We start from the raw sequence: 24,378 nt of genomic DNA, 5'->3' as shown, positions 1-24,378 counted from the left end.
CACCAAGCGACACTCTACTGGTGTCGGGAACCGGCGGTCGCGCACGCTCCCTGCCTGGTTTCGGGGTTGGAGGAATCCGGCGACGCCGGGATGCGTGAGCGGCGCGCGAGGATCCAGGATGCTGCTGCTGAGGTGGCGTATTCGAGCGACGCTGCGCTTGTGATGGTGAAGCTGGAGGGCAGGGTGGGCACCCAGTAGGCGAGGGCCAGCCCTGCCCAGACGGCGGCGACGGCAAGGGCGCCGGAAAGCCAGAAGGCGGTCCATGGTCTGTCAGTCAGTTTGCGGGCTGCCGCCGGGGGTGCGGCGAGTAGCCCGAAGACCAGGAGCGCGCCGACGAGCTGGCTGGCAGTAGCGGCAGTCGCGCCGAGGAGGGCCAGGAAAAAAGGGCCGAGGAACCGCACGGGGATCCCTCGGGCCGACGCCCCGGCGGGATCGAGGGAGGCGAAGAGCAGGGGCCTGGCGATGGCGAGCAGCACCAGGATCAGGCCTGCCGCTGTCCACGCCTCGGACTGGGCCGCGGCGGAACTGATGCCCAGGATCGAGCCGAAGAGGACCTTCACGTTCGCGGTGCTGTCGCTTGTGCTGCTCCGGGTGGTGTAGATCGAGAGGAAGAACACCCCGAGCCCGAGGATCCAGGCAAAGGTCGTTCCGATGACTACGTCATCGGATGCTCCGCGGCCGCCGAACAGGCCGAGGGCGAACCCGATCCCGATCGTCGCGGTGAACAGCCCGAGGCGTAGGTCCAGGCCTGCGGCGAGGGCGGCGAGGGCTCCGGTGTAGGCGACATGGGAGAGCGCGTCGCCTGCGAATACCTGTCCGCGGAGGACCACGAAATGCCCGACGAGCCCGGCTAGCAGGGCCACCGCGGTCCCGGCGATGAAGGCGTTCTGCATGAAGGGCTCGGAGAGTATCCACCCTCCGGTGCCGAAGGTCGCGATGCCGGTCATGCCCACACTCCCGAGTTGGGGATAGCCCGGCGGCGGCCCCGGTGCTCGCGGCCTGCCTGCCAGGCCGTGGCGGCGACGAAGGCGGCGAAGGCCAGGGAGGCAACCCAGAACCCGATGGGGTACGGCGAGAAGTATGCGATCGCTTCGCCGGCCCAGGTTGCGGCCAGGGCGATCACGACTGAGAGGACGATCCCCAAAACCGGCCTGGCGGTGAGCCGGGTTGCGGTGGCTGCAGGGGCGACGAGCAGGGAAAACACGAGGAGGCTTCCAGTGACTTGGCTGGTGCCGGCCGTAGCGACTCCCAGGAGGACGAGGAAGGCGGCCGAGACCGCTCGGACGGGGACCCCGCGGGACGCGGCGATCGCCGGGTCGATCGAGGAGAAAAGCAGTGGCCGGGCGATGCATGCCAGGACTGCGAGGCTCACCAGGCCGGCGACGGCGAGCAGGGCCACCTGGCCGGTGGTGACCCCGGTGATGGTTCCGAAGAGGAGGTTGTTCAGGCCGCTCAGGAAACCCTTGTAGAGGCTGACAAAGAGGAACCCGCAGGCCAAGGCGAAGGCCTGGACTGTGCCGATGGCTGCTGATTCCTCGCTGGCGCCTCCGAGCTCACCCCCGGCACGGCCGGTGGCGGGAAGCGCAGCGATGGCCAGCGCGCCGCCGATGCAGGCCACGAAGTATCCGAGCGCCGGGCTCAGGCCAAGCAGCGTCGCTCCTGCGGCTCCGGGGAATCCGATGACGGCCAGGGTGTGGCCGGCGAATGATTGCCGCCTCTGGACCATGAACCAGCCGATCGCACCGGCGGCGACTGCCACGATCGTGCCGGCCTGGAAGGCATTGACCATGAAGGGATATGCGAAGAGCTCCCCGAGGAAGCCTGCGGGATTCATGCGTGCACCTGAGGACCGTGGGGGTGTTCGGGAGGGGCGTCGGGCTGGCCGATGACAACAAGCCTGCCCGCCCGGTCGCGCAGGACGTCGACCGGTGTGCTGTACAGGGCAGTCAGGGCCTCGGGCGTGATCACTTGATCCGGGGGACCGGTAATGGCGCTGCCGTGCCCGAGGTAGATTACGTGGTCGAGGTAGGGAAGGATCGGGTTCACATCGTGGGCGACCATCAGCACCGTGACACCCTCGCTTCGGCACACGCCTTGGATGAGGGCGCTCACGGATCTCTGGTTGGTTACGTCCAGGGAGTCCAGTGGCTCGTCCAGGACCAGCAGCTTTGGGCGGCGCACGAGCGCTTGGGCGATGAGCAGGCGCTGCTGCTCGCCGCCGGAACACTGCCCGATCGGCCGGTTGGCATAGTCCTCGGCGCCGACGAGCCGGATGGTTTCCCGCACCCGCGCAGAGGCCGTGCGGCCCTTCCGGCCTAGCAGCCAGCCTGGCAGAGGGGTGCCCCAGCGTTCGCCGTCCAGGCCCAGGCGCACGATATCGGTCCCGCGGATGCGAACGGACGAGCCGAAGGCGTGCCGCTGGGGCAGGTAGCCGATCGTGGACCGGTCATGCCCTGGCTTCCGGCCGAAAACGGCGACGGTCCCGGAGCTGACGGGAACCAGGCCGAGGATGGTCTTCAGCAGAGTCGACTTCCCGGCACCGTTGGGTCCGAGGACGGCCACGAACTGGCCGGCGTCGACCGTGAAATCGACGCCGGCCCAGACGGTTCGGCCCCCGACCGCAGCGGCCGCGCTGCGGAAGCGGACCGCCGGTTCGTTTGTCATTTCCCGGTGGCCTGCGCTAGCGCCGTCTCGAGGGACTTCAGTTGCGTTGTCTGCCAGTCCTGGAAGGTGGCGCCCTTGGGGCTCAAGGTCTCGGTGACTGCGCTGACAGGGATGCCGGCGGCCTTGGCTGCGTCGACCTGCGCGGCGACGTCGGGGGTGGAGTTCTGGCTGTTGAACACGTAGACCTTCAATTGCTTGCCCGTGATCTGGGACTTGATCGTCGCCAGATCTGCCGGCGACGGGTCGGTCCCCTCGCTGATGGCCTTCAGGAAGCTCGGCGGTGTGATGAGGTTCAGCCCCAGCGCGGATGCCATCGGGGCAAAGATGCTCTCGCTCGCCCCGACCGGCGTTCCTGCGTACTTTGCCTTGATCTCGGCGATTGTGGCGTGGTAATCCGCCAGTGCCTTTGAATCGAAATCGGCCCGCTGGGCGTCGAAGTAGGCTGCGCTCGACGGATCGGCCTTCTTCAGTGCCGCAGTGATCGCATCCGCGACCTTGCCCACGCTCTCCGGTGCATACCACTGGTGCGGGTTGCCGTCGTCGGGGGTGCCGGTCACTGCCCCCACCTCCACCACCGACCGGTCCGCGGTCGGGTTCGCGGCTACGGCCTTTGCCGCCCAGCTGTCATAGCCGATCCCGTTCTCAACAAAGACCTTGGAGGCCGCAATGGTGCGCGCATCTGCGGGGGTGGGCTCGTAGGCGTGCGGGTCCGTGTCCGGGTTGTTGATGATCGAGGTCGCCTGCACGTGTGTGCCTCCAAGCTCCGAAAGGATGCTTCCCCACGCATCCGTGGTGGCCGCCACGGGGATCACCTGGCTTGATGTCGCTGAAGTTCCGGTGGCCGGGGACGAGGGGGATGCACCCGTGCCGCAGCCGGCAAGGGCGATCGCCGCGAGGGCGGCGACAAAAACAGCAGAGGGAAGTCGACGGGACATCAGGGATCCATTCTTCGTGGCGGGGCGGCCGATGTGTGCCTTACACTTCAAATAATTACATGAGAATGGTTATCATTGTCAATCGAATTGAACGGCCCTCCGGTTGGAGGACCGGAGCGCACGGAAGGGGGCGTCGCGGCCGTGAACAGACGAAAGACCCGCAAGCAGGAGGCCGTGCGAGTGGCGTTGGAGGGACAGGAAGGTTACCTGAGCGCCCAGGCGTTGCATCGGATCCTCGAGCAGCAAGGCACGCCGATGGGGCTGTCCACCGTCTACCGGAATCTCACCGGACTCTGCGAAGCAGGCATTGCCGACGTGCTCCGCAGCCCCGACGGCACCACCTTATACCACACCTGCCACTCTCCCCAGGGAATCCATCACCACCTGGTATGCCGCTCCTGTGGACGCACGGTCGAACTGGAACTGACGGAAGCCGACGCAGCCCTCCGCACCGCGGCCGCAGAACGGGGTTTCGTCCAGGCGGACCCCGCCTGGGATGTCTTCGGCCTCTGTGCAATCTGCAGCACACAGGACGCCCACCTGTAAGCCGGCCGATCGAAAACTAGTGTCTGGGACGGCGCTCAACGGCCGACGTCTTGCAGGCCTGCGTTGGCGACTGCGCTGAGGACCAGTCTCCAACACCGGAACCCACTTTCCGTTCTACACTGGGTAGAAATCATGGGTGATGATGGAGGAGGTTGGGCATGGGTGCTCGATATGGTGCCGGGCGCTTGCCGCGGGCGGTTGCGGGCTTCTTCCTGGCCACACTGGCAGCGGTTCTTGCCTTGGTGCCGGTGTCTCCGGCTTCGGCACATGACGTGCTTGAGGGTACTGAACCGGCGAACGGGTCGGTGGTCGCGACGGTTCCGTCGGTGGTGCGGTTAACGTTCAACAACACGCCGATCGCGCTCGGTTCCCAGATCCTGGTCAGGGACGCGAACGGGACGAACCAAGCCGACGGGCCGGTGTCGATCGTGGACAACGTTGTCTCGCAAGCCGTGAAGGCCGACTCTCCCGCCGGACGGTATACGGTGGTTTGGCGGATTGTGTCCTCGGATACGCATCCGATCGAGGGGACCTTCACCTTCACGGCGGGGCCGGGTGCCACCGCGGTGTCGGGGAGCCCAGCTGCGGTTCCCGAGCCTGCCGGGTCCACCGGCTTTCCCTTGCCGGTGGCTGTCATAGTGGCGGGTGTGCTGGCGGCCGGACTGGTCGCTGGAGGCTTTTTTGTGCGGCGCCGCCTCTCCGGTAATGACACAGGGAACCCGCCGGTGGACGAGTCCGGGGACGACGGGTAGGGCCCGCTGGCTTGTCATGATTGGTTCCGGTGCCGCCCTCGCACCGGCGAGACCGTAGAATTTTGGGGAATCCCGCACTGACTTGTGAACCCGGAAAGGACCGCCGATGACGACTCGTGCTTCTTTCCGGATCCTCCGCACCGCGGTGATCGGTTCCCTCATCCTGGGCCTGGCTGCGGGCGGGCACCTTGCCGGCGGCGGTCGCCTGCCCGAGCCTGCCATCCTGGCGGCGCTGTGCGCGTTGACGGTACTCCCGGTCGCGGTGCTCACGCGCTTCCGCTTGTCGATGCCGGTCCTTACCGCGCTGCTCGGCGCCGGGCAAGCCTGGCTTCACTGGGCCTTCCATGCCCTGTCGGACGGCGCTGCCCCGGGGACGCCGGTGCTGTCCGGCCACGCAGGACATGCGTCCGGGGCACTGGCCCCGGCTGCCTTCGGCGCTGCCGCTCCGGCCCCCGGGGCCGGGAACGAGTTGCAGATGTTCGCCGCCCACGCGGCGGCAACCCTGGCGACCGCGCTGGTGCTTGCCCGCGGCGAACAGGCGCTCTCGGCGCTGGCGGCCTGGCTGCGCCCCCTCGTGCAGTTGCCCGCTGCACCGGCTATGCAAACCCCGCGGCTTCCGGGACCGTCCTATGTGCCTGCCGTGCTTCGCGTGGATCGTCCGGGACTCCGCCTGCCGTCTCGGCGGGGCCCGCCGGTGCTGGTGTCCGCCGCCTAAGGCTCTCCCCTTTCACACACGGGCAGGGATAGGCGGCAGATCGCTGCCTTCACCGGTCCGGACCCACGTCCGCCCCGGCCCCTTACCGCTTTTCCTTTGTGAAAGGGCATCATTGCCATGAAGACCTCCTTCCGCCGTACCCTCAAGACCGCCTGTGCCGCCACCATGGCCGCCGGGCTGCTCGCCTTCGGCGTCTCCGCCGCCTCCGCGCACGTCCACGTCGACCCGGACGACCCGGCGGCCGGCGGCTCCACGCACCTGACCTTCAGTGTCCCCAACGAATCGCCCACGGCCAAGACCCACAAGCTCGAAGTCTCACTTCCCACCGATACCCCGTTCAACGCGGTGTCCGTGAAGCCCGTCGAGGGCTGGACGTCCGAGCTCGTGACGACCACGCTGCCCAAACCCGTTACAGTCGCCGGCACTACCGTGACCAAGGCGGTCACCTCCGTGGTGTGGACGGCCGACGCCGCGCACCAAATCGGGCAGAACGAATACCAGGCGTTCTCGATCTCAGTGGGCATCCTGCCCGACGCCGGCACCACCATCACCCTGCCGGCAACCCAGACCTACACGGACGGCACCGTGGTGAAGTGGGACGAGAAGACCGTCGACGGCCAGCCCGAGCCCGCACACCCGGCCCCCTCGTTCGTCACCACCGCGAACGACGCCGCCGCGATGGGGCCCATGTCATCGGCCTCGGCGACCCCGGCAGCGACCACAGCGGCTGCGGCACCCGCGGCGGCGAAAGCATCCGGCGACGGCGGATCCACGGCGGGCTGGTACGGCCTCGCCGCCGGCCTGATCGGCCTGGCCGCAGGAGTCACCGCGCTGGCCCGCACCCGCCAGGCCAAGAGCAACTAACCCGCCATCAGGCGCACCCGAAGCAACCCGTGCCGGACCACCGGCACGGGTCCCTTCGGGTTGTCTCCAAACATCTGGCCTACAGCCGCCCGCGGAAAGCGGGCCGGCACCCAGGCTTGCCCTGCCGCCTGCCGAAACTCGCGAAAGACCACACCATGACCCTTCTGACCAAGCCTCCCGCCGGGGCACAAAAAACGCCACCCCAAACCGGGCCGGATCTGCCCCGTCCGGACACGGATCGTGGCTGGTTCCGGGCCTTCCTGCTCCGGATCCACTTCTACGCAGGAATCCTTGCCGGGCCCTTCCTGCTCATCGCCGCCATCACCGGCGGCCTGTACGCCATGACCCCGCAACTCGAACCGGTCATCTACGCCCGGGAACTGCACGTCCCGTCCGTCACCCACCCCTTGCCCCTCGCCGCCCAGGTGAAGGCCGCCGTCGCACACGCCGGCGGTGCCGCGCCGGTGACCGTCCGCCCGGCCCCGGGACCGGAAGACACCACGAGGGTCCTTTTTGCGGACCCGCGCCTGGGCGATTCCCAGTACCGCACACTGTTCGTTGACCCCGGCACAGCCGAAATCCGCGGTGACCTGCCGACCTATGGCAGCAGCGGGGCGTTGCCCCTGCGGACCTGGATCGACAATCTCCACCGTTCCCTGGGCCTGGGCGAACCCGGGCGGGTCTACAGTGAACTCGCGGCCTCCTGGCTCTGGGTGATCGCCCTCGGAGGCCTGCTGCTGTGGATCGACAGGGTCCGGCGCCGCCGGGCCACTGCCAAGAAAGCAGGTGCGTCGAAGCCACGCCCGGCGTCCGGGCGTGCCCGGCTGCTCTGGTTGCACGGCACCACCGGCACCGTCCTGCTCCTGGCCTTCGTGTTCCTCTCGGCAACGGGCCTGACCTGGTCCGCGAACGCCGGAGCCAACATCGGCACCCTGCGCACCGCCCTGGGCTGGGCCACACCCACGGTCTCCACCGCATTGACAGGACCGGCGGCCGCACCCGCGGGGGAGCACGCCGGGCACGGCACCGGCGCCGCGCCGTCGGCCGCGCCTGTCATCGACCCGGCCCTCTATGACACTGTCGCCCGGATTGCCCGGGCCGACATCATCACCGCCCCGATGATCGATATCAAGCCCCCGGCGAAGCCCGGCACGGCCTGGACCGTGACCGAAGCAGGCAGGGAATGGCCCGGGACCGCCAGCGCCGTCGCGATCGATCCCTCCACGGGCACGATCACCAGCCGGGCCGACTTCAACGACTTCAGCCCCGCCGCCAAACTCACCCGATGGACCATCGCCGCGCACATGGGACTGCTCTTCGGGCTCCCGAACCAGCTTCTCCTGCTCGCCGTGGCCGTCGGTCTGGCTGCCATGGTGGTCTGGGGCTACGTCATGTGGTGGAAGCGCCGGCCCACCCGTGGCAGCGCCTGGGCCCTCGGGCGCCCCGCACCGCGCGGGGCGTTCCTGCGTGCACACTGGGCGGGCGTCCTCGCCGCGCTCACCGTGATGGTCGCCCTCGGGTTGCTCCTGCCGCTGCTGGGCTGGAGCCTGCTGGCCTTCATCATCCTCGACACCGCCATCGGCGCCATGAAGCGCCGCCACCGCCCCTCAGCCACACTGCGGGCCGGAGAAAGGGAAGCGCCCGAGGCCTCGCGCGTGCGATAGCCGCTGGGCACTGAAGCTTTGAAGCCCCGGACAGCAGCAGCTGTCCGGGGCTTCGTTCAAGGCCCGGTTCCCTGTCGGGTGGCCGGAGGATGGCCGGAAGGGAACCCTTGCCTCCAATTAGTAAGCATGCTTAGCTTAATGCACCCCTCGGATTCACTCACTCCGGAAGGAAGCGGGCCCAGATATCCTGGCCCCGCGCTCCGGGCCGTGCGACGCTGGGGGATAGACAACGACGGCTTTGGGTGCGTGCCAAGGCGCAGGGGGAGCCTGACCCACCATTCTATGGAGGGTAAGAAAATGCGGATAGGACTCGTTGCAGGACCGTGGATCCCAGTTCCCCCGGTGACCTACGGCGGCACTGAACGGGTAGTGGACACTCTGGCACGCGGATTTGCCAAGGCCGGGCACGAAGTGCTTTTGGCAGCGTCCTCGGACAGCCAGTGCCCAGTACCACGAGTGCCGCAGATGCAGACCTCGGACCCGGCGGAACTTGGTTTTACTATCTCCGAACTCAGCCACGTAGTCCGGGCCTACGACGGGCTCGGGGACGTGGACATCATCCATGACCACACACTGTCCGGCCCGCTGTACCGCTACGGACCACCCGGGGTGCCGGTAGTGACGACGATCCACGGCCCCCTCACGTCCTCGGCCAAGGACATCTACCGTGCGATCGGAAGAAGTACCTCCATCATCGCGATCTCGCGGGACCAGGCTTCCCAGGCATCCGGGGTGCCGGTCCGTCGCGTGATCCACCACGGCATTGATCTCTCGACCGTTCCCGTGGGTGCCGGCCAGGGCGGCTACGTCTGCTTCGTGGGGCGGATGTGCCCGGACAAAGGCGTCCTGGAAGCGATCAGGATCGCCCGTCAGGCGGGCGTCCCACTCCGGATTGCGGCCAAGGTGCGCGAACCTGAGGAGATCCTCTATTTCGAGGAGGTGATCAAGCCGATCCTCGGTCCAAACGAGGACTTCACGGGCGAAGTGGACGATGCCGAGAAATACCGTCTCATGGGCGAAGCAATCGCGTTCCTCAATCCCATTCAGTGGTCTGAACCCTTCGGCCTGGTCATGATTGAAGCACTCGCCACCGGCACGCCGGTTTTGGGGACGCCCCTGGGAGCCGCGCCGGAAATCGTTTCACATGGAATAACGGGTTACCTCGCTGCCACTAACAATCTCGCAGCCTTGATCCCGGCGGCCGCGGGCCTGAGCCGGGAGCAGTGCCGGGCACGGGCGGAGCAGCAATTCAGCGCCGAGCGTATGGTGGCCGACCACCTCCGCCTGTTCGCCGACCTTATCGAAGAGCAAGGGGCGGCCGGGGTACCGGATTCGGTCGCGTTGAACCAAAATTTATAAGGGAACCGGTTTCCCGGTCCCCTTATCTGTTTTGGCGGTAATTGTCCCTGGCGCCGCCGCCGCGCTGTGAGGTGAGGAGTCCTCCCATGACGGCTTGGAACGCTGACGCCGAAACGACGATTACCGAGGCCGGTTCCGTCATTCTCGTGGAGGGGTCCTCTTTCTGCATTTCCTCCCGCAGCGGCGACATCCGCCCGGACGGCGAGACGAATGGTGCGTTCTTTCAGGACACCCGGATCCTGTCACGCTGGGAACTGAACATTAACGGGTTCCCTCGAGAGCCCCTCGCTGCTCAGCGCCCCGATGCTTTCGAGGCCACTTTCGTGGGCCGGGCGAAGTGGCCGGACGGCCGCTTCGACAGTCCCTTGGTGGTCCGGCAGCAACGGCATGTCGGCCCCGGGCTCCAGGATGACATCACACTCGAGAATTTTTCCGCAGAACCGGTTGACTGCAGCATCGAGCTGCTCGTAGACGCTGACCAGGCCGACTTGTTCGACGTCAAAGGGGGCCGCCCCAACAGACATTCTGCACTGACCAGAAGCGTGCGCGGAAATGAACTGGTGGTCGAAGCTGTCAGCGACGGTCAAAGGCGGGGCTCGGCGATTCGGGCGGCAGGCGCCGAAGTCTCCGAGTATGCTCTGCGTTTCCACCCCACCATTCCGGCACGGGGCAAATGGTCCACGAGCGTCATTGTGGTCCCGCTGGTCAATCGCGTGTCTCCGGACGAGACTTTTACGGAGGCGGGGAAGCCACGCCTCCGGACAGGGGTCAAGCGGCACCGGGCCTGGGAGAAAAGCGTTCCGCCCATCACGCTGGGCGAGAGCAGTGTCGAGGCCACGCTGCGGTGGAGCCAACGCGATCTGGGCTCACTGCGGATTTTTGATCCCGGCCACCCGGAGCGCGTGGCCGTGGCCGCAGGCGCTCCATGGTTCATGGCCCTGTTCGGTCGGGATGCCCTGCTGTCCTCATACATGGCGCTCCTGATCGACCCGGATCTGGCCTCGGGAACCCTCCAGACCCTGGCGGACATCCAAGGCACTAAAGTCGACCATGACTCCGAAGAGGAACCCGGCCGCATTCCGCATGAAGTCCGGCTCGGGGTCACCCCCGGTCTGTCCAGGAGCGGAAAGGCCTACTACGGCACAGTGGATGCCACGCCGTTGTTCGTCGGAGTGCTGGGTGAGCTCAGCCGCTGGGGGCTCTCCGAAGACATTATCGAGGCCCTGCTGCCGCACGCGGACCGGGCCCTGGACTGGATCCAAGACTACGGCGACCGCGACGGCGACGGATTCGTGGAATACCGGAGAGCCACCGACCACGGGCTGGCCAACCAGGGATGGAAGGACTCGTGGGACGGGATCAATTTCGCCGACGGGACGATAGCCGAGGCGCCCATCGCCCTCTGTGAAGTCCAAGGCTATGTCTACTCCGCCTACCTGGCACGAGCCGGCATAGCCCGGGCGGCAGGGGAAAGAAAAACGGAGCAGCACTGGGCAGCCCGGGCCGCCGTGCTGAAGGAGGAGTTCAACAAAAGGTTCTGGCTACCGGACAAGGGATATTTCGCCATCGCCCTGGACAGGGACAAGAAACCGGTGGACTCCTGCGCATCGAACATGGGCCACTGCCTCTGGACAGGCATCGTCGACGAGGAAAAAGCGCCATCGGTTGTGCGGCGGCTGATGTCACGGGAGATGTTCACCGGCTGGGGGATCCGAACCCTGGCTTCAGACATGGTCGCCTACAACCCCGTCAGCTATCACAACGGCTCGGTCTGGCCGCACGACACCGCCCTGGCCGCTACCGGAATCATGAGATACGGCTTCGTTGACGAGGCGAAGAAGGTGGCGCGCGGTGTTTTGGAAGCGGCCGCGCATTTCGACGGCCAGCTCCCGGAACTGTTTTGCGGTTTCGACCGATCCGAATTCCACGCCCCGGTGTCCTACCCCACAGCATGCGCACCACAGGCGTGGGCAGCCGCGACGCCGGTCCAGCTGATGCGGATCCTGCTGAGATTCGATCCTGACCTGACGCGCGATGTGGTCCATCTTGCCCCGATCCTTCCGGAGGAATTCGGGGATTTCAAAGCCGAGGATGTGAAGCTGGCCGGATCCCGCATCACCCTCAGTGCGAAGGGAAGCGAGGGCAGCATCGAGGGCCTGCCGGCGGACCTGAAGCTGCTGAAGGAACCGCGACCCCCGTTGGATACGCAGCTCGGCGGACAGTCCGGGGACTAGAAAAACATGCTGTTCAGGGGTCCGAGCCTGGTTCCTGCCCTGGGTCTTTCCCTGGTTGCTGCCTCGGAGAGTACCCGTCAGGTCCGAGCTCGTCCGAGTAGGGTGCGTGGCCTTGGGCGAGTGTGTCGATGAGTTCGTTTGCGGCCATGGCCAGGAGGTCGCGTTGGAGGACGGGCAGCGAGAGGAGGCCTTGGAGGTAGGCTTCCACCTCGTACTCGCCCACTTCGCCGCCGAGGCTGAAGTATTTGAGCCAGAGTTCGCCGACGTTGATTTGTGCTGATTTCATGGCAGCGGCCAGCATGCGCTGTTGTTGTGGTTCGTGCGGATCGAAGCCCACGGGCCTGCCCTTAGTCCGAGACGGCCGGTATTCCGGCGAGGAGATCGGCGCTGATCTGGCCCAGTGTGCTGTTTTGCCGCCGGGCCCGGCGCATCAGTTCGGCAAGGGCCATGTCCGCGGTCAGGCAGTGGCGCTGCATCAGGATGCCGCAGGCCTGGTTGACCAGGTCGCGGCTGTGCAGGGACGCCGCCAGGGCTTCGCTGATGCGGTGTGGTGCTTCGCTGGACTGGATGTTCGCAAGCAGCGTTGCGGTCGGGCCGGCGAAGAGTTCCAGCACCCGCGCGGCGTCCTCACCGAAAGCGCCGGCGTGGTCCGAGTAGATCTTCAGGGCGCCGATGCATTCCTGTCCCGCGAGCAACGGGGTGCTGATAACCGAACGGATGGGCAGGTCTTTCACGGCGGCGGTCCAGTCCGGCCAGCGCGGGTCTGTTGCGATGTCCCGCACGGCCACCGTCTCTTCCGTCGCCCAGGCTGTCAGGCACGGTCCTTGGCCCAGGTCGTACTGGAGGGCATCCGCGCGGGTGACCGTTTGGTCCGTGGACGCGCTGCTGGTCCGCCTGCCCCGGGAATCCAGGATGGAGACCCCTGCGCCGGTGGCCCCGGTCACGGAGTCCTTGATGGCCCGAGCGAGCAGCTGCACGGCGCGGTCCACTTTCTCTTCCGTGAGCAGCAGGCCCTGGATCCGGGCAATAACGGTGGATAGCTCATCCAGCGGGAGTTTCCGCGCCATGGTCCTCATTCATCTAGGTCGAGTGCAACGCCCGCAAGGTTCCTGTGAAGGTATTCCTGTCCTGCGGGGTGGTGCGCTGTTCTTAGCTTAGCCCGCCGCTTTCCCCACGATCCGGCTATTCCTCGAAGTGCACTACCACGTCGGTTTCTCCCGAGATGGAGGCAATGACTTGCGCGGCGATGTCGCGGAGCTTCATGTTTCGGTTGTTGGATGCCTGGGTCAGCACTTTGAAGGCAGCGTCCCGGCCGCAACGGTTTTGCGACATGACAATTCCGACGGCGGTATCGATGGTCGAGCGGGACTGCATGGCCGCGGTAAGGTCGTCCCGTGCATCGCGCAGGTGTGCGATCCTCAGTGCCAGGCGCAGGGATTTCGCGGCGCCCCCGGCCAACGCTTCCGCAGTGCTGATGTCCGGGCCCGAAAAACCGTGGGTGTTCTCCGAGTAAAGGTTCATCACGGCCTCGGCTTCGCCCGCCATTTCAAGAGGCACTGCCAGGATCGAGCCGATGCCGTGCCGCCGAACAACTTCCATGTAGTCAGTCCAGCGGCTATCACGCCGGGTATCGGGCACGAAAATCACTGAACCGTGTCGAAGAGCTGTCAGGCAGGGACCGTTTCCGTGCCCGTTCTGCAATTCATCGAGGGTCCGGCCCCGTGCGTCGCTGCTGGCAGTGACAACTCCTCTCTTCCTCCGTATAACGGTGATACTGCAGGTGACTGAGTTGTTCGCGGTCGAGAGCACGTCCGAGGCCACGGTGGCTAATTCGGTCAGGAAGTCCCCGACGTCGATGCTGTCCAGGACCAGGTCCTGGAGGGTGTAGCCAAGGTCCTGGTCCGGATGCGGGGCCAGACCCGCCAACGACCTGTGAGTGCGTGTGTGCTCCTGACCATTCACGTCGCTGCCGTCCCTTCGGCGTCCATTTCCTGGATTGCCAAGGCCAGAAGGTTCATTTGGGAGGGTGGAAGGTCGCCAAGTTCGTGAAGGTAGGCATCCAAGGCCATTTCGTCCGCATCCCCGCCGATCCCGTAGAAGTAGGTCCACAACCTGGCCAGGCCCGTGCTGCCGTCGCGGTACCAGACGGCAGCCGATCGCCGTTGCTCGGACGCCCGCTCAGGAACCCCCGGACCCGGTGCATCATAGTCATTCATCGGGGGTCCGGGACGAAGTGGAGGAACCGGACGGGGGAGTCGGGCCCGGGGGGGATGAGGTGTGCAGGATGTCGGTGGCGATCTCGTGAAGGCGGCGGTTGCTGTCCCGCGCCGCGATCTGGAGGAGTTCCATTGCCCGGTCCCGTCCGCACCGGTTATGGAGCATGATCAAGGATATCGCCGCGTCCACCACCGCGCGCGACTGCAGGGCCGAACGCAAGTGTTCCGGATAAGGTTCGGGGACGTGGAGGCGCAGGGCCAGCCTCAGCGTCTTGGAAATGGTTTCGGCATGCTCCTGTACGGCGACCGTCATGGCGTCGTCGAAGGTCCCCGGAGCGTAGGCGTAGCAGTTCAGCGCAGCGCGCGATGACGGGTCGGTTTGGATGGGTACCGCGAGGACCGAGCGGATGCCTTCGCCGTGCACCGCCCGTGCGTACCCTGCCCAGCGGCCGTTGCCTTGCAGATCGTCAATGAGCACCCGGTGCTGGTGACGCAATGCGGTAAGGCAAGGGCCGTCGTCGAACGCGTATTGTTTTTCGTCCAGGCGCCGCGCCTTGTCGGTGCTGCTGGCCACGGTGGAGGGCCCGCCGTCACGCTCGACGGTGATGGCACACAACACGGGCTCCCGTCCGCCCAGCATCGATGCTGAGATGGTGACCAAGCCGAGAAGGAATTCCGTGAAGCCGGGACTTTCGAGCAGGAGATCCTGCAACTGTTCCGTTGTGGGTGATGCGTCAATGCGGGCCATGCGGCCTCGATTCCAAGGGATGCCCAAGGTCTCAACCCCGGGCCTTGGCCGTGATTGCTTCCGCCGATCACAGCCCTGGCATTCAATCCCCGGATCCCATCACCATCCCGAAATCTCTTGATTCGACACTACGCCTCCGGGGCCGGTTTGGACACCGCCCTTAAGACGCCCTCTTGATCCGTCTTCCTTCCAGTGCTATAAAAAATCTATAGCAGCCACTGCACAAGTTGGCTGGAGGATTCGCATCGCTCGTTACGGGAGTGAGGAAAACATGACGATGCGGGGGAGGGCAAGCGATGGCGCTGTCGGAGTATGAGCGCAGGCGCCTCCAGGCCCTGGAAGCGGATCTGGCTGCCCAGGACCCTGCCCTCGCCCGGGAACTGGCCACGGGGACGCCATCCGGACTGTGGCTTCGCAAGTGGGTCGGCGCTTTCGTCGCCCTGGGAGGTATCGGCCTGTTGATTCTGGGCATCGCGGTGCACGTCCCGGTTCTGGGCATCCTGGGCTTCGTGTTGATGATCTGCGGTGCGTGCGGATACCCACGACGCCGGCTGGCCGGTTCCGGGCCGGGACAGGGACAAGAACCAGGACAAGGAGCACCAGGGGAAGGAGCGCCAGGACAAGGGCCGGGGCAAGGAGCGCCGGGAAGATGACGAGGCATGGATCTCAGGGCCGGCCATGAAGAGTCTTTGCCGCACCGATGAGTCGTGAGGGGGCCGGGCAGGGCTCCTCACCATCGGCCGACGGGCAGTGCCGCGTGGCGGCGGTGAGACCGTCGGCCAAACCAAGGGTCCCCCGGCTCGGTTCAAGAGCGGGGACCGTTCACATCAAGAAAGGTGGTTTCCTATGAAGAAATGGACACGATGGCAGGATTGGGTCACGGTTGCCGCCGGGCTCTTTGCTGCGCTATCGGTCATCTGGACCAAGGCGGCCGGTGGCTCGACTGCCTTGATGCTCGTGTTCGGCGCTTTGCTGGTCATCAGCGGCGTCATCAACCTGGCCATGCCCGGAACGCCGGCCATGGAGTGGATCCAGGCAGCCTTCGGCGCCCTGTTGTTCCTTTCCCCGTGGCTGGGTTCCTACGCCATGCAAACCGGGGCCGCCTGGACGTCCTGGATCTCCGGGCTGGTGGCGCTCGTGGTCACCGCGACCGCCATCAAGCCCAGCACCGAGGAACACCGGCATCACACGGTCAGCCCCTCGCACTGAGCCGTGAGCCCTGGGCTCGCTGGACAGCCCGAACGGCGAAACGGTGGGAACACGGGCCGGCGGGTACCAACAGGACCTGCCGGCCGCACGGGCGCCCCGGTTGCGTCCTTGGTCCAGCAGGCGATCCGGGCCTGAATATCCCCGGAACTCCTTCGCCCGCAGGGGATTCGTTCCGATAAATCCAGAGGAGATTGACGATGAACATCGAGCCGGAGGAAATCGGCCCGGAAGTACCCGAAGCCGACGCACTCGAGCAGCACACACCGGTCCTGCCGCTAATCGAAGAAGAACCGATGGAGGCAAACCGGGTACCCGAGGGGGTGCCGCAGGAGGACTTCATCGACCAGCGCACGGACGTGCAGCCCGGCAGCGCAGACTACGACGGGATAGCCGCCACGGAAGCGGAAGCCGCCGAAGCTGACCTCATCGAGCAGGCAAGGGGGCTCTCCGCCGACAACGAAGACGAATACCCGGAAGCCTACGAAAAGGGAGACTGACAGAACAGGTTCAAAGCCGGTCTTTGGCGCGATTTCGGGCTTGCGAAGGTTTGCACCATCGCGCCCTCAAGGCCGGTTTGCATCCGTAGCTCAGTGGTCAGAGCAGGGGACTTTTAATCCTCGGGTCGTGGGTTCGACCCCCACCGGATGCACCGTTTTCGCGATTAAGGTTGAGTGGCCGATTCAATGAAGGATCCACCACGGGATCCGGTACCCGCCCGGTGCGGATCCTTCTTCGTCCCGTGCTGCTCGGCGTTCCGGCAATTGGTGGAAGAGATCCCATGGGCTCGTGGGCTGCTGTCCGTGGGCTTGGCCTGCGGGGGGTTCCCAGCGCACGGGGCCGATGATGAGGGCGGCGCCGGAGGGTCCTTGCGATGAGCGGACGGAAGGTCCCTGTGGGTGCCGCGGGGACGGAACGTTTCCGGGCCGTGGGGATCCCGCCCGCTGCCGGTCGTACGCGGCCCGCTTGGCCGGGTCGCGGAGAACGGCGTAGGCGTCCATGATGTCGCGCAGTTCCTGGTCGCGCAGTTCTTGTGCGCCGGTGTCCGGGTCTGCGGCCGCGGCTCCGGGGGCGCGGGTATCGGGATGGTGGGCGCGAACGAGTGCCCGGTAGGCGCGGTTGACTTCACGCGCCGTGGCTGCCGGATCCAGCTGGAGGACCTTGTAGGGGTCAGGGCTATGTTCTTTCATGGTTCCGCTTTCCGTGCGAACATTCCCTCCAGGCCCGCCGGTTTGCTATGGTGTCTGGTATAGATTTTTTATATCACCGGCGCAAATCTGGTGCAAGGGAGGAATCTGGCTGGCATCCGCATGGTCCTTGAGCTTGAAGCGGTGAACCGGCGGCTGGAACGGGAACTGGCGGCGGCCCGGACCCGGCACTGAGCAGTGCCATCAGCTGCGGACGGTTTTGAGCGCCGTTGTCCAGGAGATCAGCTGGTCCAGCAGGGGATTCAGGGCTTCTTCCGCGGCTTCGCTGGGGGTGAAGGTGGTGAAGTTTTCAAACTCGGTGGCGAAGGGCAATGCCACCTGGGCCCTGACGTCGGCCATTTGAAGTTCGCCGGCGATGAGGCGCAGGTTCTCGACGGCGCGAACCCCGCCGGCGCTTCCGTAGGAGACGAATCCGGCGGCTTTGTTGTTCCATTCCGCGTAGAGGAAGTCCAGGGCGTTTTTCAACACCCCGGGAACCGAGTGGTTGTATTCAGCGGTGACAAAGATGAAGCCGTCGAAGCGGGAGATCGTTTGCGCCCAGGCCTTGGTGTGCTCGTGCTTGTAGTTCCCGAGGGATGGAGGCAGCGGCTCGTCCAGCAGCGGCAGCTCGTGTTCGGCCAGATCCAGGATTTCGAAGTCCGCGCCTCCGCGTGTTGTTGCCCGGGAGAATACCCAGTCCGCCACTTGCCTGCTCCGGCGCCCGGGCCGGGTGCTTCCGACCACCACGGCGATCTTGACCATGCAAACCACTCCTTTTCTTCTCGGCTTTTCATGCACGGTGCGCTTTTGGGTTTGGGTTTGGACCGGCGACGCGGGGATGGATTTTCCGGTGTCGGAGGCCCTCTTGTTCAGCCGCTGCTTGAGGTGTCTCCCAGCATGGCGTTGAACGTCTTGGTGTCGGTTCCGCGCTGGGCAGTGATGGCGGCCTGCTGGCCGGGTTGGGCCTTGCGCAGGGCTGCGAGCAGGTCGGTGACTTTGGCGATCTTCTGCCCGGCGAAGGAGGTGATGATGTCCCCTGTCCGGATGCCTGCCTTGTCGGCAGGGCCCCCGGGTGAAACCTGGATGACCAGTGCTCCAGTGGTGGTTGGCAGGTTGAAGCGCTGGACGATTTCGGGAGTGAGGTCGGCCGGGATCAGCCCAAGGACGGCGTGGGAGGCCTTTCCGTTCTTCAGCAGCTGGTCCGCGACGTTCGTGACGGTGGCCGAGGGCGTGACAAAGCCGATGGCCACGGCTCCCGAGCTCGGAGGCAAGTACGCCTCGGACAGCCCGATGATTTGGCCTTTGTTGTCGGCAACGGCTCCACCTGAATTTCCCGGCGAGATAGGAGCGTCGGTCTGGATCAGGTCAAGGGCACCTTGGGGTTGTTCCCGGGAAGGCGGCATGTTCCGGTGAAGCCCGGAGACGATCCCCGAGGTGACAGTGTCTTCCAGGCCCAGAGGGGTACCGATCACCACCGTCAGGTCCCCGACCTCAGGCGTGGCGGTCGAGAACCGCGCCGCGGGAAGATTTGACCGGTCTGCCCTGATGACTGCTACGTCCGTGGGGTCGTCCACGGCAAGCACCGATGCGCTGGTCCGGGTGCCGTCGGCCAGCTGGACCTGAACGCTCGTGAAGGGCTGTCTCTGCTGGTCCTCGACAACGTGCGCATCGGTCACGATGCTGCCGTCGCTGCGGTAGATCACGCCACTGCCGATCCCGGCCTGGGTCGTGATGGTCACCACCGAGGGCTCGACCTCCTTCACCACCTCCGGTATCGACAGCGTGCCCGACGGTGCCGGCAACAAACCGGAAGGCCCAGGCGTTGCGTTGCCTCCGGAGGACCCGCCGGGAGAGACTGGCGCTGAGGTGGCTGGAGCTTGTCCGCGATCGGTTCCGGTGCACCCCGGAACTGAGGCCAGCACCGCTACGGCGAGAATCAAGGCCACATTGCCGCGGCTGCCCCTGAAGCCGGCCATCCCTGCTCCCTTCCTTCAGCTGCCCTGCCCGCCGCTGCAGGCCCGTCTCCTATCGCCGCAGGTGGCCGGTGCGGGGAAATTACACCCTTCTTTCCTTTCGTTTCCGGACAAACGCCAGCCAGACGCAAGGCCGTGCGGAACGCGTCCTTAGGAAGGGGTACCTTCCAGTTCAGGGCGCACCAGCTGACGTAGAGCCCGTAGCAGGCCTCGGCGCTGGGTGCTGAGCCGTCCGCCATATCTGCGATGATGCACTCCTGAAGGAACCGGCGGATCTGTGGGGGCGTCATGGCACTCCCCGGAATGTCACCCAGTGCCCGGACCGCGGCAAGAGTCCTCCGCCCCGCGGCTAATCCGCGGGATGGTGCTGCCGGGCTTGCGGAGTAGTGCGTTCGCTTGGTCATGGGCAGGATTTCAGGGCTGGGTTCCATAGATGAATTCCTTGGCGTGCGCGACGGCCTTTCGGAAAGCGTCGTTGCGCAGGGTGGCTTGCTCTTTGTTCCTGGGATCGGTTTCGAGGTAGTTCGTGAAGCCGGGCCGCAGGACCCAGATGTCGCCGGCCGGGGGCAGGTAGAACACTCCGAAGGAGCGGTGCTGGGGGTCCTCGGTCCAGATGGGCACGACAGCGACAGCGGCTCCGGTGTCCGGGTTGATCCATTGGGCGCGCGGCATGGGTTCTTCATGGGTTTCGGGGTCCAGGAACGGAGCTGTTCCTTTGCCCCACCGTTTTTCAAAGCGTTCGTAGAACGCAGGCATTAACTGGCTGTCGTACGGACGCCAGGCACTCATCAGGATCTCCTTCGTGCTTCGAGGTATGCCGCGTGGGCGGGGGACGGGGATGGTCCCCGGTCCGTTCAGCCGGGGACCATCGTTGCGGGAGTTATCCGATGCGGTACCTGGTGCTCCCGGTCCCGGGAGGCTGCGCTGTGGCTCAGGCGCTGATCTCCTGGCGCTGTTTTCCGCCGGTTTCGATTTCAATGCGGCGCGGCTTCGCTTTCTCCGCCACCGGGATGCGCAGGGTCAGGACTCCGGCGTCGTAGCTTGCCTTGACACCGTTGGTGTCCAGCGCGTCGCCGAGGATGAGCTGGCGGCTGAAGACGCCGCGGGGGCGTTCGGAGGCGATCAGTTCCGTGCCCTCGCCGACAGGCTCCGGGCGTTCGGCCTTGACGGTCAGCACGTTTTGCTCGACGTCGATGTCCACCGAGTCCACGTTGACTCCTGGCAGATCGAAGGCGACCACGAAGTCCTCGCCTTCGCGCCAGGCGTCCATCGGCATGGCTGCCGGCCTTGTGGTGGTGCCGAGCACTTGTTCGGCAAGCCGGTCGAATTCACGGAACGGGTCCGTTCGCATCAGCATGGTCTGTCACTCCTTGCAGATCGCAGCTTTTGTTGTCACCCAGCCGATCTATGGTGGCTGGTATATATTTCTTATATCACCGCGGATGAGTCAGGGCAAGGCTCATTTTGGAAAGATTTGGACCCGCCCGGTGGCCGCGCCGAGGACCGCGGACGAGGGGCCGAAGCGTGGATCGATCTCCGGCGGGGCCGGGCAAAACCTGTCCGCGTCAGTCGTCACTGAGCCTGAGTCAAGCGACGCCAAGCCTGGATAGCGCACGCAGCACGTCCTCGACGGTGACCGCGAGCAAGGCGGGGTCGGGTGAATCCGCGAAAGGATCGCCCCTGCGTTTCGTGGCATCCGTCAAGACGGCGTGGGGGCCCGAACGGGGCGGCCCCCACCGGCTCGCGGCCGCCGGCCCGAAGATGACTGCCGACGGCGTTGCGAAGGCGCTGGCAAGGTGGGCCGCTCCGGTGTCGCCGGATACGAGTAGACGGGCGTTGGCCAGTGTTGCGGCGAATTCTTCGAGGTCCTGCCGTCCGGCGAGGATCTGCCCGTCGTCCAAGCCGGCGAGACTGGCCACGGCCCGTGCCCGATGCTGGTCGGCCTTTCCTCCGGTGAGTGCAACCCGGTGGCCGTGCCCCTCCAGCTCCCGGGCTACTTCAGCAAAGCGATCCACCGGCCAGAGCCTGCTTCCGGATGCGGCTCCGACGTGCAGCATCGACGCCCCAAGCGGGATTATTGCCGAGCCGTGGGCGGCGGGCATTGCCAGCCTGAAGTCCTCGGGGTCGCCCCCGATCCCGTACCAGTCCAGCATCCTGACCCAGCGCTCGCGCTCGTGGAGTTCTTCCATCCACGGCGCTCCCTCCGCCTGGGTTGATCGGCCGAAAGCCGGTCCGGAGCCTGGGCCCTGCACGGCATGGCCCAAATACCGGGACGGCTTGGACGCGAGGACTGCGTCCCGGCTCTGCTGCCCGGTTCCATGCAGGTTGACGGCGACGTCGGGTGGTTCGATTTCGGCCAGGGCGGTCGTTGTGGCCGGCCCCAATCCGGCTACGGGGAGATGCCGGTCGGCAATGCCGGTCATTTTCACGATCGGCGAAAGCCATGGCGCGGTGGCAAGGACCAGTGCGTGTGCGGAGAAATGCCGCCTCAGGGCCCGCAAGGCGGGGACTGCCACGAGAAGGTCTCCGAGGCCCAGGGCCCGGAGGACCAGGAGGCCGGGAGCTGTGCTTCTCGGCGGGTTCCCTGGCTTGTTCATATTTCGCCCTTCCTAAAAGCTAAGCAAGCTTACTATTATCAATGGTACGGACTGGAATCCGGGGGAGTCATGGAGAGACGCGGCAAAACTACGTCGATTCGAGGCGTACTTTTCGATCGGGACGGGACCTTGATTGTCAACGTTCCATACAATTCAGAGCTGGCACTCGTTCGGCCCATGCCGGGTGCCGGCGCCCTCCTCAGCGAACTGCGCCGGACCGGCGTCAAACTCGGCGTGATCAGCAACCAATCAGGAATCGCCCGTGGGCTTCTCACGAAGGAGCAAGTGCAAGCGGTCAACCGGAAGGTGGACGCGCTGCTCGGGCCGTTCGATGTATGGAAGTTCTGTCCCCACGGGCCTGCGGACGGGTGTTCCTGCCGCAAGCCGCGGCCTGGCATGGTCCTCGCTGCCGCGGCCGAGCTGGGGCTCCGTCCGGACGAAGTCGCGGTAGTGGGAGATATCGGTGCAGACATCGCGGCCGCGCATGCCGCAGGCAGCCGGGGGATCCTCGTGCCGACACGGGAGACCCTTGAAGTCGAGGTGAGCCGGGCGCCGCGCGTCGCCCAAGACCTCTGGGCAGTGCTGCCCATGCTTCAAGCGGAGCAGGAAGGGGACGGCCCCGATGGCCGGGACCGGCGGGTCACGCCATGACGGACGAAGCCCTGGTCGTGCGGTTCGACAGCATGGGCGACATGCTGATGACAGGGCCAGCCGTGCGGGCGGTGGCGCATGGTCCCCGGACGGTGACTATGTTGTGCGGTCCCCGCGGGGAAGAGGCTGCCCGCCTCCTTCCCGGCGTTGAACGGGTTATTGTCTGGGATTGTCCCTGGATAGCGAATCCAGCCCCGGCCGCGACCACAACAAGCGTGGCGGAACTGCTGGTTTTGTTGAAAGACCCGCCCGCCGAAGCGGTGATCCTCACTTCTTTCCACCAGTCTCCCCTCCCCACCGCCCTCCTGCTGCGGATGGCAGGCGTCAGGCACATCACTGCCATTTCCGAGGACTACCCGGGATCGCTCCTCGACATACGGCTCCGCCCAGGCACCGACGTCGAGGACCTGCTTCCCGAACCGGAGCGAGGCCTCGCCGTCGCCCGCGCGGCGGGTTTTGAGCTGGGGGCCGACGACGACGGCTCACTCGCTGTGCTGTTGCCGGAACCATGGGTGCCGCCTTCCCAGCTCGCCGCGCTCTGGCAGTCCGAAGCGACGCCGCCTTACGTCGTGGTACATCCCGGCGCCGACGCTCCTGCACGGACCTGGCCCGCCGGGCACTACGCGGAATGCGTTCGGCTGTTGGTCGCTGAAGGCATGGACGTCCTGGTGACAGGCGGCCCCGGCGATATCGCCTTATGTGCCCGGATAGCGGGGAAAGGGGCGCACAACCTGGCCGGACGGACCGACGTCGCCGGACTCGGCCAGCTCATCTCCGGTGCGGCCCTGATGATCACTGGCAACACGGGGCCGGCGCACCTCGCGGCGGCCGTCCACACTCCGGTGGTTTGCCTTTTCGCTCCGGTGACGGCGGCGGCGAACTGGGCCCCGTATGGGATCCCCCTCGAATTGCTCGGCGACCAGGATGCCCCCTGTGCGATGACCCGGGCCAGGGAATGTCCCGTTCCGGGACATCCCTGCCTCAGTTCGATCACTCCGGAACGGGTAGTGGAGGCAGTTCACCGCCTCGCTTCGCGCACAGGCGCCGCGTTCGGATCACGCGGCATCCCGCGGTCGGGAGCGGGGCGATGAAGATCCTGCTCTGGCACGTCCACGGCGGCTGGACAGACGCCTTCGTCAGGGGCCGGCACCAGTATTTGCTGCCCACGACGCCTGATCGCGGCCCTTGGGGACTTGGACGGGCCGGGAGAAATTGGCCGGAGACGGTCCTTGAGGTCTCTCCCGAAGATCTTGCAGGAATGGACATCGATGCCGTGGTGCTGCAGCGCCCTGAGGAACTGGACTTCGCCAATCGCCTGACCGGCCGGACGCCGGGACGGGATCTGCCTGCCTTCTATGTGGAGCACAACACCCCGAAGCCCCACGCTACCAACTCCGTTCACCCGCTCGCCGGCCAGAATCGGATTCCGATAATCCACGTCACCCATTTCAACCGGCTGTACTGGGATAACGGACGGGCACCGACCGTGGTAATCGAACACGGTATTCCCGACCCCGGAGCGCTTTACACCGGGAGCCGCGAAGGTCTCGGCGTCATGATCAACGAACCCGTCCGGCGGTGGCGGATAACAGGCACTGACCTCCTGCCGGCCTTTGCAGGAGTCGCCCCAATAGAGCTCTTCGGCATCGGAGGCCTGGAAACGGCCGCGAGGCTGAACCTCCCCGCCGGGCGGCTGATATGGAAAGGAGACCTGCCAACAGCGGACGTTCATTCGAAGCTTGCGGACAACCGCGCATACCTGCACACCGCCAGATGGACTTCCCTGGGCCTGTCCCTCCTGGAAGCGATGTTCATGGCGATGCCGGTTATTGTCGTAGCCGCTACCGAAGCGTGCAGGGCGGTGCCGCCCGATGCGGGCGCCGTCTCGGACGACTTGGGGGAACTGACGGAAGCTGCGGCCCGGTTCATCGCCGAACCGGACTACGCAGCGGCCTGCGGACGGGCGGCCCGCGCGGCCGCCCTGGAGAAGTACGGTCTCGAAATGTTCCTACAGCGTTGGGATCTGGTGCTGGGCCAGTGATCTGCGCTGCAGCCATGCGTGGAAGG

Annotated in this window: 28 protein-coding genes and 1 tRNA gene; 14 read left to right on the top strand and 15 right to left on the bottom strand. The window is 65.9% G+C overall.

The genetic code is table 11. The features are described 5' to 3' along the window. Window positions 1-14: 14 nt before the first annotated feature. The 4 genes from AB0O52_RS00875 to AB0O52_RS00860 are packed head-to-tail and all read right to left on the bottom strand — an operon-like array spanning window position 15 to window position 3,599. The gene (locus AB0O52_RS00875) at window positions 15-947 is read right to left on the bottom strand and encodes a metal ABC transporter permease (protein WP_364532008.1); all 933 of its coding nucleotides are present in this window, start codon (window positions 945-947) and stop codon (window positions 15-17) included. Continuing rightward, complete coding sequence (locus AB0O52_RS00870; RefSeq protein WP_364532005.1) at window positions 944-1,834, bottom strand: metal ABC transporter permease; 891 nt, start codon at window positions 1,832-1,834, stop codon at window positions 944-946. The genes AB0O52_RS00875 and AB0O52_RS00870 overlap by 4 nt, the downstream gene beginning before the upstream one ends. Then, window positions 1,831-2,664: an ABC transporter ATP-binding protein gene (locus AB0O52_RS00865; protein ID WP_364532002.1), complete on the bottom strand. Its 834-nt coding sequence runs from the start codon at window positions 2,662-2,664 to the stop codon at window positions 1,831-1,833. Before AB0O52_RS00865 ends, AB0O52_RS00870 begins: the two co-directional genes overlap by 4 nt. Beyond that, complete coding sequence (locus AB0O52_RS00860; RefSeq protein ID WP_364531999.1) at window positions 2,661-3,599, bottom strand: zinc ABC transporter substrate-binding protein; 939 nt, start codon at window positions 3,597-3,599, stop codon at window positions 2,661-2,663. Before AB0O52_RS00860 ends, AB0O52_RS00865 begins: the two co-directional genes overlap by 4 nt. 141 nt (window positions 3,600-3,740) lie before the next feature. Here AB0O52_RS00860 and AB0O52_RS00855 point away from each other — a divergent pair, with 141 nt between their 5' ends. From AB0O52_RS00855 to AB0O52_RS00825, 7 genes are all read left to right on the top strand, one after another. Continuing rightward, the gene (locus AB0O52_RS00855; RefSeq protein WP_364531996.1) at window positions 3,741-4,145 is read left to right on the top strand and encodes a Fur family transcriptional regulator; all 405 of its coding nucleotides are present in this window, start codon (window positions 3,741-3,743) and stop codon (window positions 4,143-4,145) included. Between the two features lie 158 nt (window positions 4,146-4,303). Then, on the top strand, window positions 4,304-4,897 hold the full coding sequence (locus tag AB0O52_RS00850; RefSeq protein WP_364531994.1) for a copper resistance CopC family protein: 594 nt from the start codon (window positions 4,304-4,306) through the stop codon (window positions 4,895-4,897). Between the two features lie 106 nt (window positions 4,898-5,003). Beyond that, the gene (locus AB0O52_RS00845) at window positions 5,004-5,612 is read left to right on the top strand and encodes a hypothetical protein (RefSeq protein ID WP_364531992.1); all 609 of its coding nucleotides are present in this window, start codon (window positions 5,004-5,006) and stop codon (window positions 5,610-5,612) included. Between the two features lie 117 nt (window positions 5,613-5,729). Beyond that, complete coding sequence (locus AB0O52_RS00840) at window positions 5,730-6,476, top strand: YcnI family protein (RefSeq protein ID WP_364531990.1); 747 nt, start codon at window positions 5,730-5,732, stop codon at window positions 6,474-6,476. 155 nt (window positions 6,477-6,631) lie between these two features. Then, window positions 6,632-8,140: a PepSY-associated TM helix domain-containing protein gene (locus AB0O52_RS00835; RefSeq protein WP_364531987.1), complete on the top strand. Its 1,509-nt coding sequence runs from the start codon at window positions 6,632-6,634 to the stop codon at window positions 8,138-8,140. Window positions 8,141-8,437: 297 nt separating this feature from the next. Further along, on the top strand, window positions 8,438-9,499 hold the full coding sequence (locus tag AB0O52_RS00830; RefSeq protein WP_364531984.1) for a glycosyltransferase family 4 protein: 1,062 nt from the start codon (window positions 8,438-8,440) through the stop codon (window positions 9,497-9,499). Window positions 9,500-9,585: 86 nt separating this feature from the next. Next, the gene (locus AB0O52_RS00825; RefSeq protein ID WP_364531981.1) at window positions 9,586-11,733 is read left to right on the top strand and encodes a glycogen debranching N-terminal domain-containing protein; all 2,148 of its coding nucleotides are present in this window, start codon (window positions 9,586-9,588) and stop codon (window positions 11,731-11,733) included. Window positions 11,734-11,746: 13 nt separating this feature from the next. Here AB0O52_RS00825 and AB0O52_RS00820 read toward each other — a convergent pair whose 3' ends face one another. The 5 genes from AB0O52_RS00820 to AB0O52_RS00800 all read right to left on the bottom strand — a co-directional run bounded on the left by AB0O52_RS00820 (window position 11,747) and on the right by AB0O52_RS00800 (window position 14,697). After that, entirely contained in the window at window positions 11,747-12,070 is a 324-nt protein-coding gene (locus tag AB0O52_RS00820) for a hypothetical protein (protein ID WP_364531978.1), read from the bottom strand. A gap of 10 nt (window positions 12,071-12,080) precedes the next feature. Beyond that, complete coding sequence (locus tag AB0O52_RS00815; RefSeq protein ID WP_364531975.1) at window positions 12,081-12,800, bottom strand: GAF and ANTAR domain-containing protein; 720 nt, start codon at window positions 12,798-12,800, stop codon at window positions 12,081-12,083. A gap of 115 nt (window positions 12,801-12,915) precedes the next feature. Then, window positions 12,916-13,659 carry a GAF and ANTAR domain-containing protein gene (locus AB0O52_RS00810; RefSeq protein ID WP_364531972.1) on the bottom strand — a complete coding sequence of 248 codons (744 nt, stop codon included), beginning with the start codon at window positions 13,657-13,659 and terminating at the stop codon, window positions 12,916-12,918. 32 nt (window positions 13,660-13,691) lie between these two features. Further along, window positions 13,692-13,949 carry a hypothetical protein gene (locus tag AB0O52_RS00805; protein ID WP_364531969.1) on the bottom strand — a complete coding sequence of 86 codons (258 nt, stop codon included), beginning with the start codon at window positions 13,947-13,949 and terminating at the stop codon, window positions 13,692-13,694. Beyond that, window positions 13,942-14,697 carry a GAF and ANTAR domain-containing protein gene (locus tag AB0O52_RS00800; RefSeq protein WP_364531966.1) on the bottom strand — a complete coding sequence of 252 codons (756 nt, stop codon included), beginning with the start codon at window positions 14,695-14,697 and terminating at the stop codon, window positions 13,942-13,944. The genes AB0O52_RS00805 and AB0O52_RS00800 overlap by 8 nt, the downstream gene beginning before the upstream one ends. Before the next feature lie 296 nt (window positions 14,698-14,993). Here AB0O52_RS00800 and AB0O52_RS00795 point away from each other — a divergent pair, with 296 nt between their 5' ends. The 4 genes from AB0O52_RS00795 to AB0O52_RS00780 all read left to right on the top strand — a co-directional run bounded on the left by AB0O52_RS00795 (window position 14,994) and on the right by AB0O52_RS00780 (window position 16,555). Beyond that, window positions 14,994-15,350 carry a DUF3040 domain-containing protein gene (locus tag AB0O52_RS00795; RefSeq protein ID WP_364531963.1) on the top strand — a complete coding sequence of 119 codons (357 nt, stop codon included), beginning with the start codon at window positions 14,994-14,996 and terminating at the stop codon, window positions 15,348-15,350. A gap of 193 nt (window positions 15,351-15,543) precedes the next feature. Beyond that, window positions 15,544-15,906: an SPW repeat protein gene (locus AB0O52_RS00790; protein WP_364531960.1), complete on the top strand. Its 363-nt coding sequence runs from the start codon at window positions 15,544-15,546 to the stop codon at window positions 15,904-15,906. Between the two features lie 197 nt (window positions 15,907-16,103). After that, the gene (locus AB0O52_RS00785) at window positions 16,104-16,403 is read left to right on the top strand and encodes a hypothetical protein (protein ID WP_364531957.1); all 300 of its coding nucleotides are present in this window, start codon (window positions 16,104-16,106) and stop codon (window positions 16,401-16,403) included. Window positions 16,404-16,482: 79 nt separating this feature from the next. Further along, window positions 16,483-16,555 (top strand) — tRNA-Lys (locus tag AB0O52_RS00780). A gap of 31 nt (window positions 16,556-16,586) precedes the next feature. Here AB0O52_RS00780 and AB0O52_RS00775 read toward each other — a convergent pair. The 6 genes from AB0O52_RS00775 to AB0O52_RS00750 form a co-directional block, all read right to left on the bottom strand. After that, window positions 16,587-17,093, bottom strand: a complete 507-nt coding sequence (locus tag AB0O52_RS00775; RefSeq protein ID WP_364531954.1) for a J domain-containing protein — start codon at window positions 17,091-17,093, stop codon at window positions 16,587-16,589. A 201-nt stretch (window positions 17,094-17,294) separates the two neighbouring features. Beyond that, window positions 17,295-17,852, bottom strand: a complete 558-nt coding sequence (locus AB0O52_RS00770) for an NAD(P)H-dependent oxidoreductase (RefSeq protein WP_364531951.1) — start codon at window positions 17,850-17,852, stop codon at window positions 17,295-17,297. A gap of 107 nt (window positions 17,853-17,959) precedes the next feature. After that, a complete protein-coding gene (locus AB0O52_RS00765) occupies window positions 17,960-19,066 on the bottom strand; it encodes a trypsin-like peptidase domain-containing protein (protein WP_364531948.1) in 1,107 nt (368 codons plus the stop codon). Window positions 19,067-19,477: 411 nt separating this feature from the next. Then, window positions 19,478-19,852 carry a hypothetical protein gene (locus AB0O52_RS00760; protein WP_364531945.1) on the bottom strand — a complete coding sequence of 125 codons (375 nt, stop codon included), beginning with the start codon at window positions 19,850-19,852 and terminating at the stop codon, window positions 19,478-19,480. A gap of 142 nt (window positions 19,853-19,994) precedes the next feature. Further along, a complete protein-coding gene (locus AB0O52_RS00755; protein WP_364531942.1) occupies window positions 19,995-20,420 on the bottom strand; it encodes an Hsp20/alpha crystallin family protein in 426 nt (141 codons plus the stop codon). A gap of 229 nt (window positions 20,421-20,649) precedes the next feature. Continuing rightward, the gene (locus AB0O52_RS00750; protein ID WP_364531939.1) at window positions 20,650-21,660 is read right to left on the bottom strand and encodes a glycosyltransferase family 9 protein; all 1,011 of its coding nucleotides are present in this window, start codon (window positions 21,658-21,660) and stop codon (window positions 20,650-20,652) included. A 69-nt stretch (window positions 21,661-21,729) separates the two neighbouring features. Between AB0O52_RS00750 and AB0O52_RS00745 the strand changes: the two genes are divergently transcribed. The 3 genes from AB0O52_RS00745 to AB0O52_RS00735 are packed head-to-tail and all read left to right on the top strand — an operon-like array spanning window position 21,730 to window position 24,352. Beyond that, window positions 21,730-22,311, top strand: a complete 582-nt coding sequence (locus AB0O52_RS00745) for an HAD-IIIA family hydrolase (protein ID WP_364531936.1) — start codon at window positions 21,730-21,732, stop codon at window positions 22,309-22,311. Continuing rightward, entirely contained in the window at window positions 22,308-23,402 is a 1,095-nt protein-coding gene (locus tag AB0O52_RS00740; RefSeq protein WP_364531933.1) for a glycosyltransferase family 9 protein, read from the top strand. The genes AB0O52_RS00745 and AB0O52_RS00740 overlap by 4 nt, the downstream gene beginning before the upstream one ends. Further along, a complete protein-coding gene (locus tag AB0O52_RS00735; protein ID WP_364531930.1) occupies window positions 23,399-24,352 on the top strand; it encodes a glycosyltransferase in 954 nt (317 codons plus the stop codon). The genes AB0O52_RS00740 and AB0O52_RS00735 overlap by 4 nt, the downstream gene beginning before the upstream one ends. Window positions 24,353-24,378 lie beyond the last annotated feature (26 nt).

Source organism: Arthrobacter sp. NPDC080073 (genome assembly GCF_040686575.1).
Taxonomy (GTDB): Bacteria; Actinomycetota; Actinomycetes; order Actinomycetales; family Micrococcaceae; genus Arthrobacter.
This window is presented reverse-complemented; position numbering and strand designations above follow the sequence as displayed.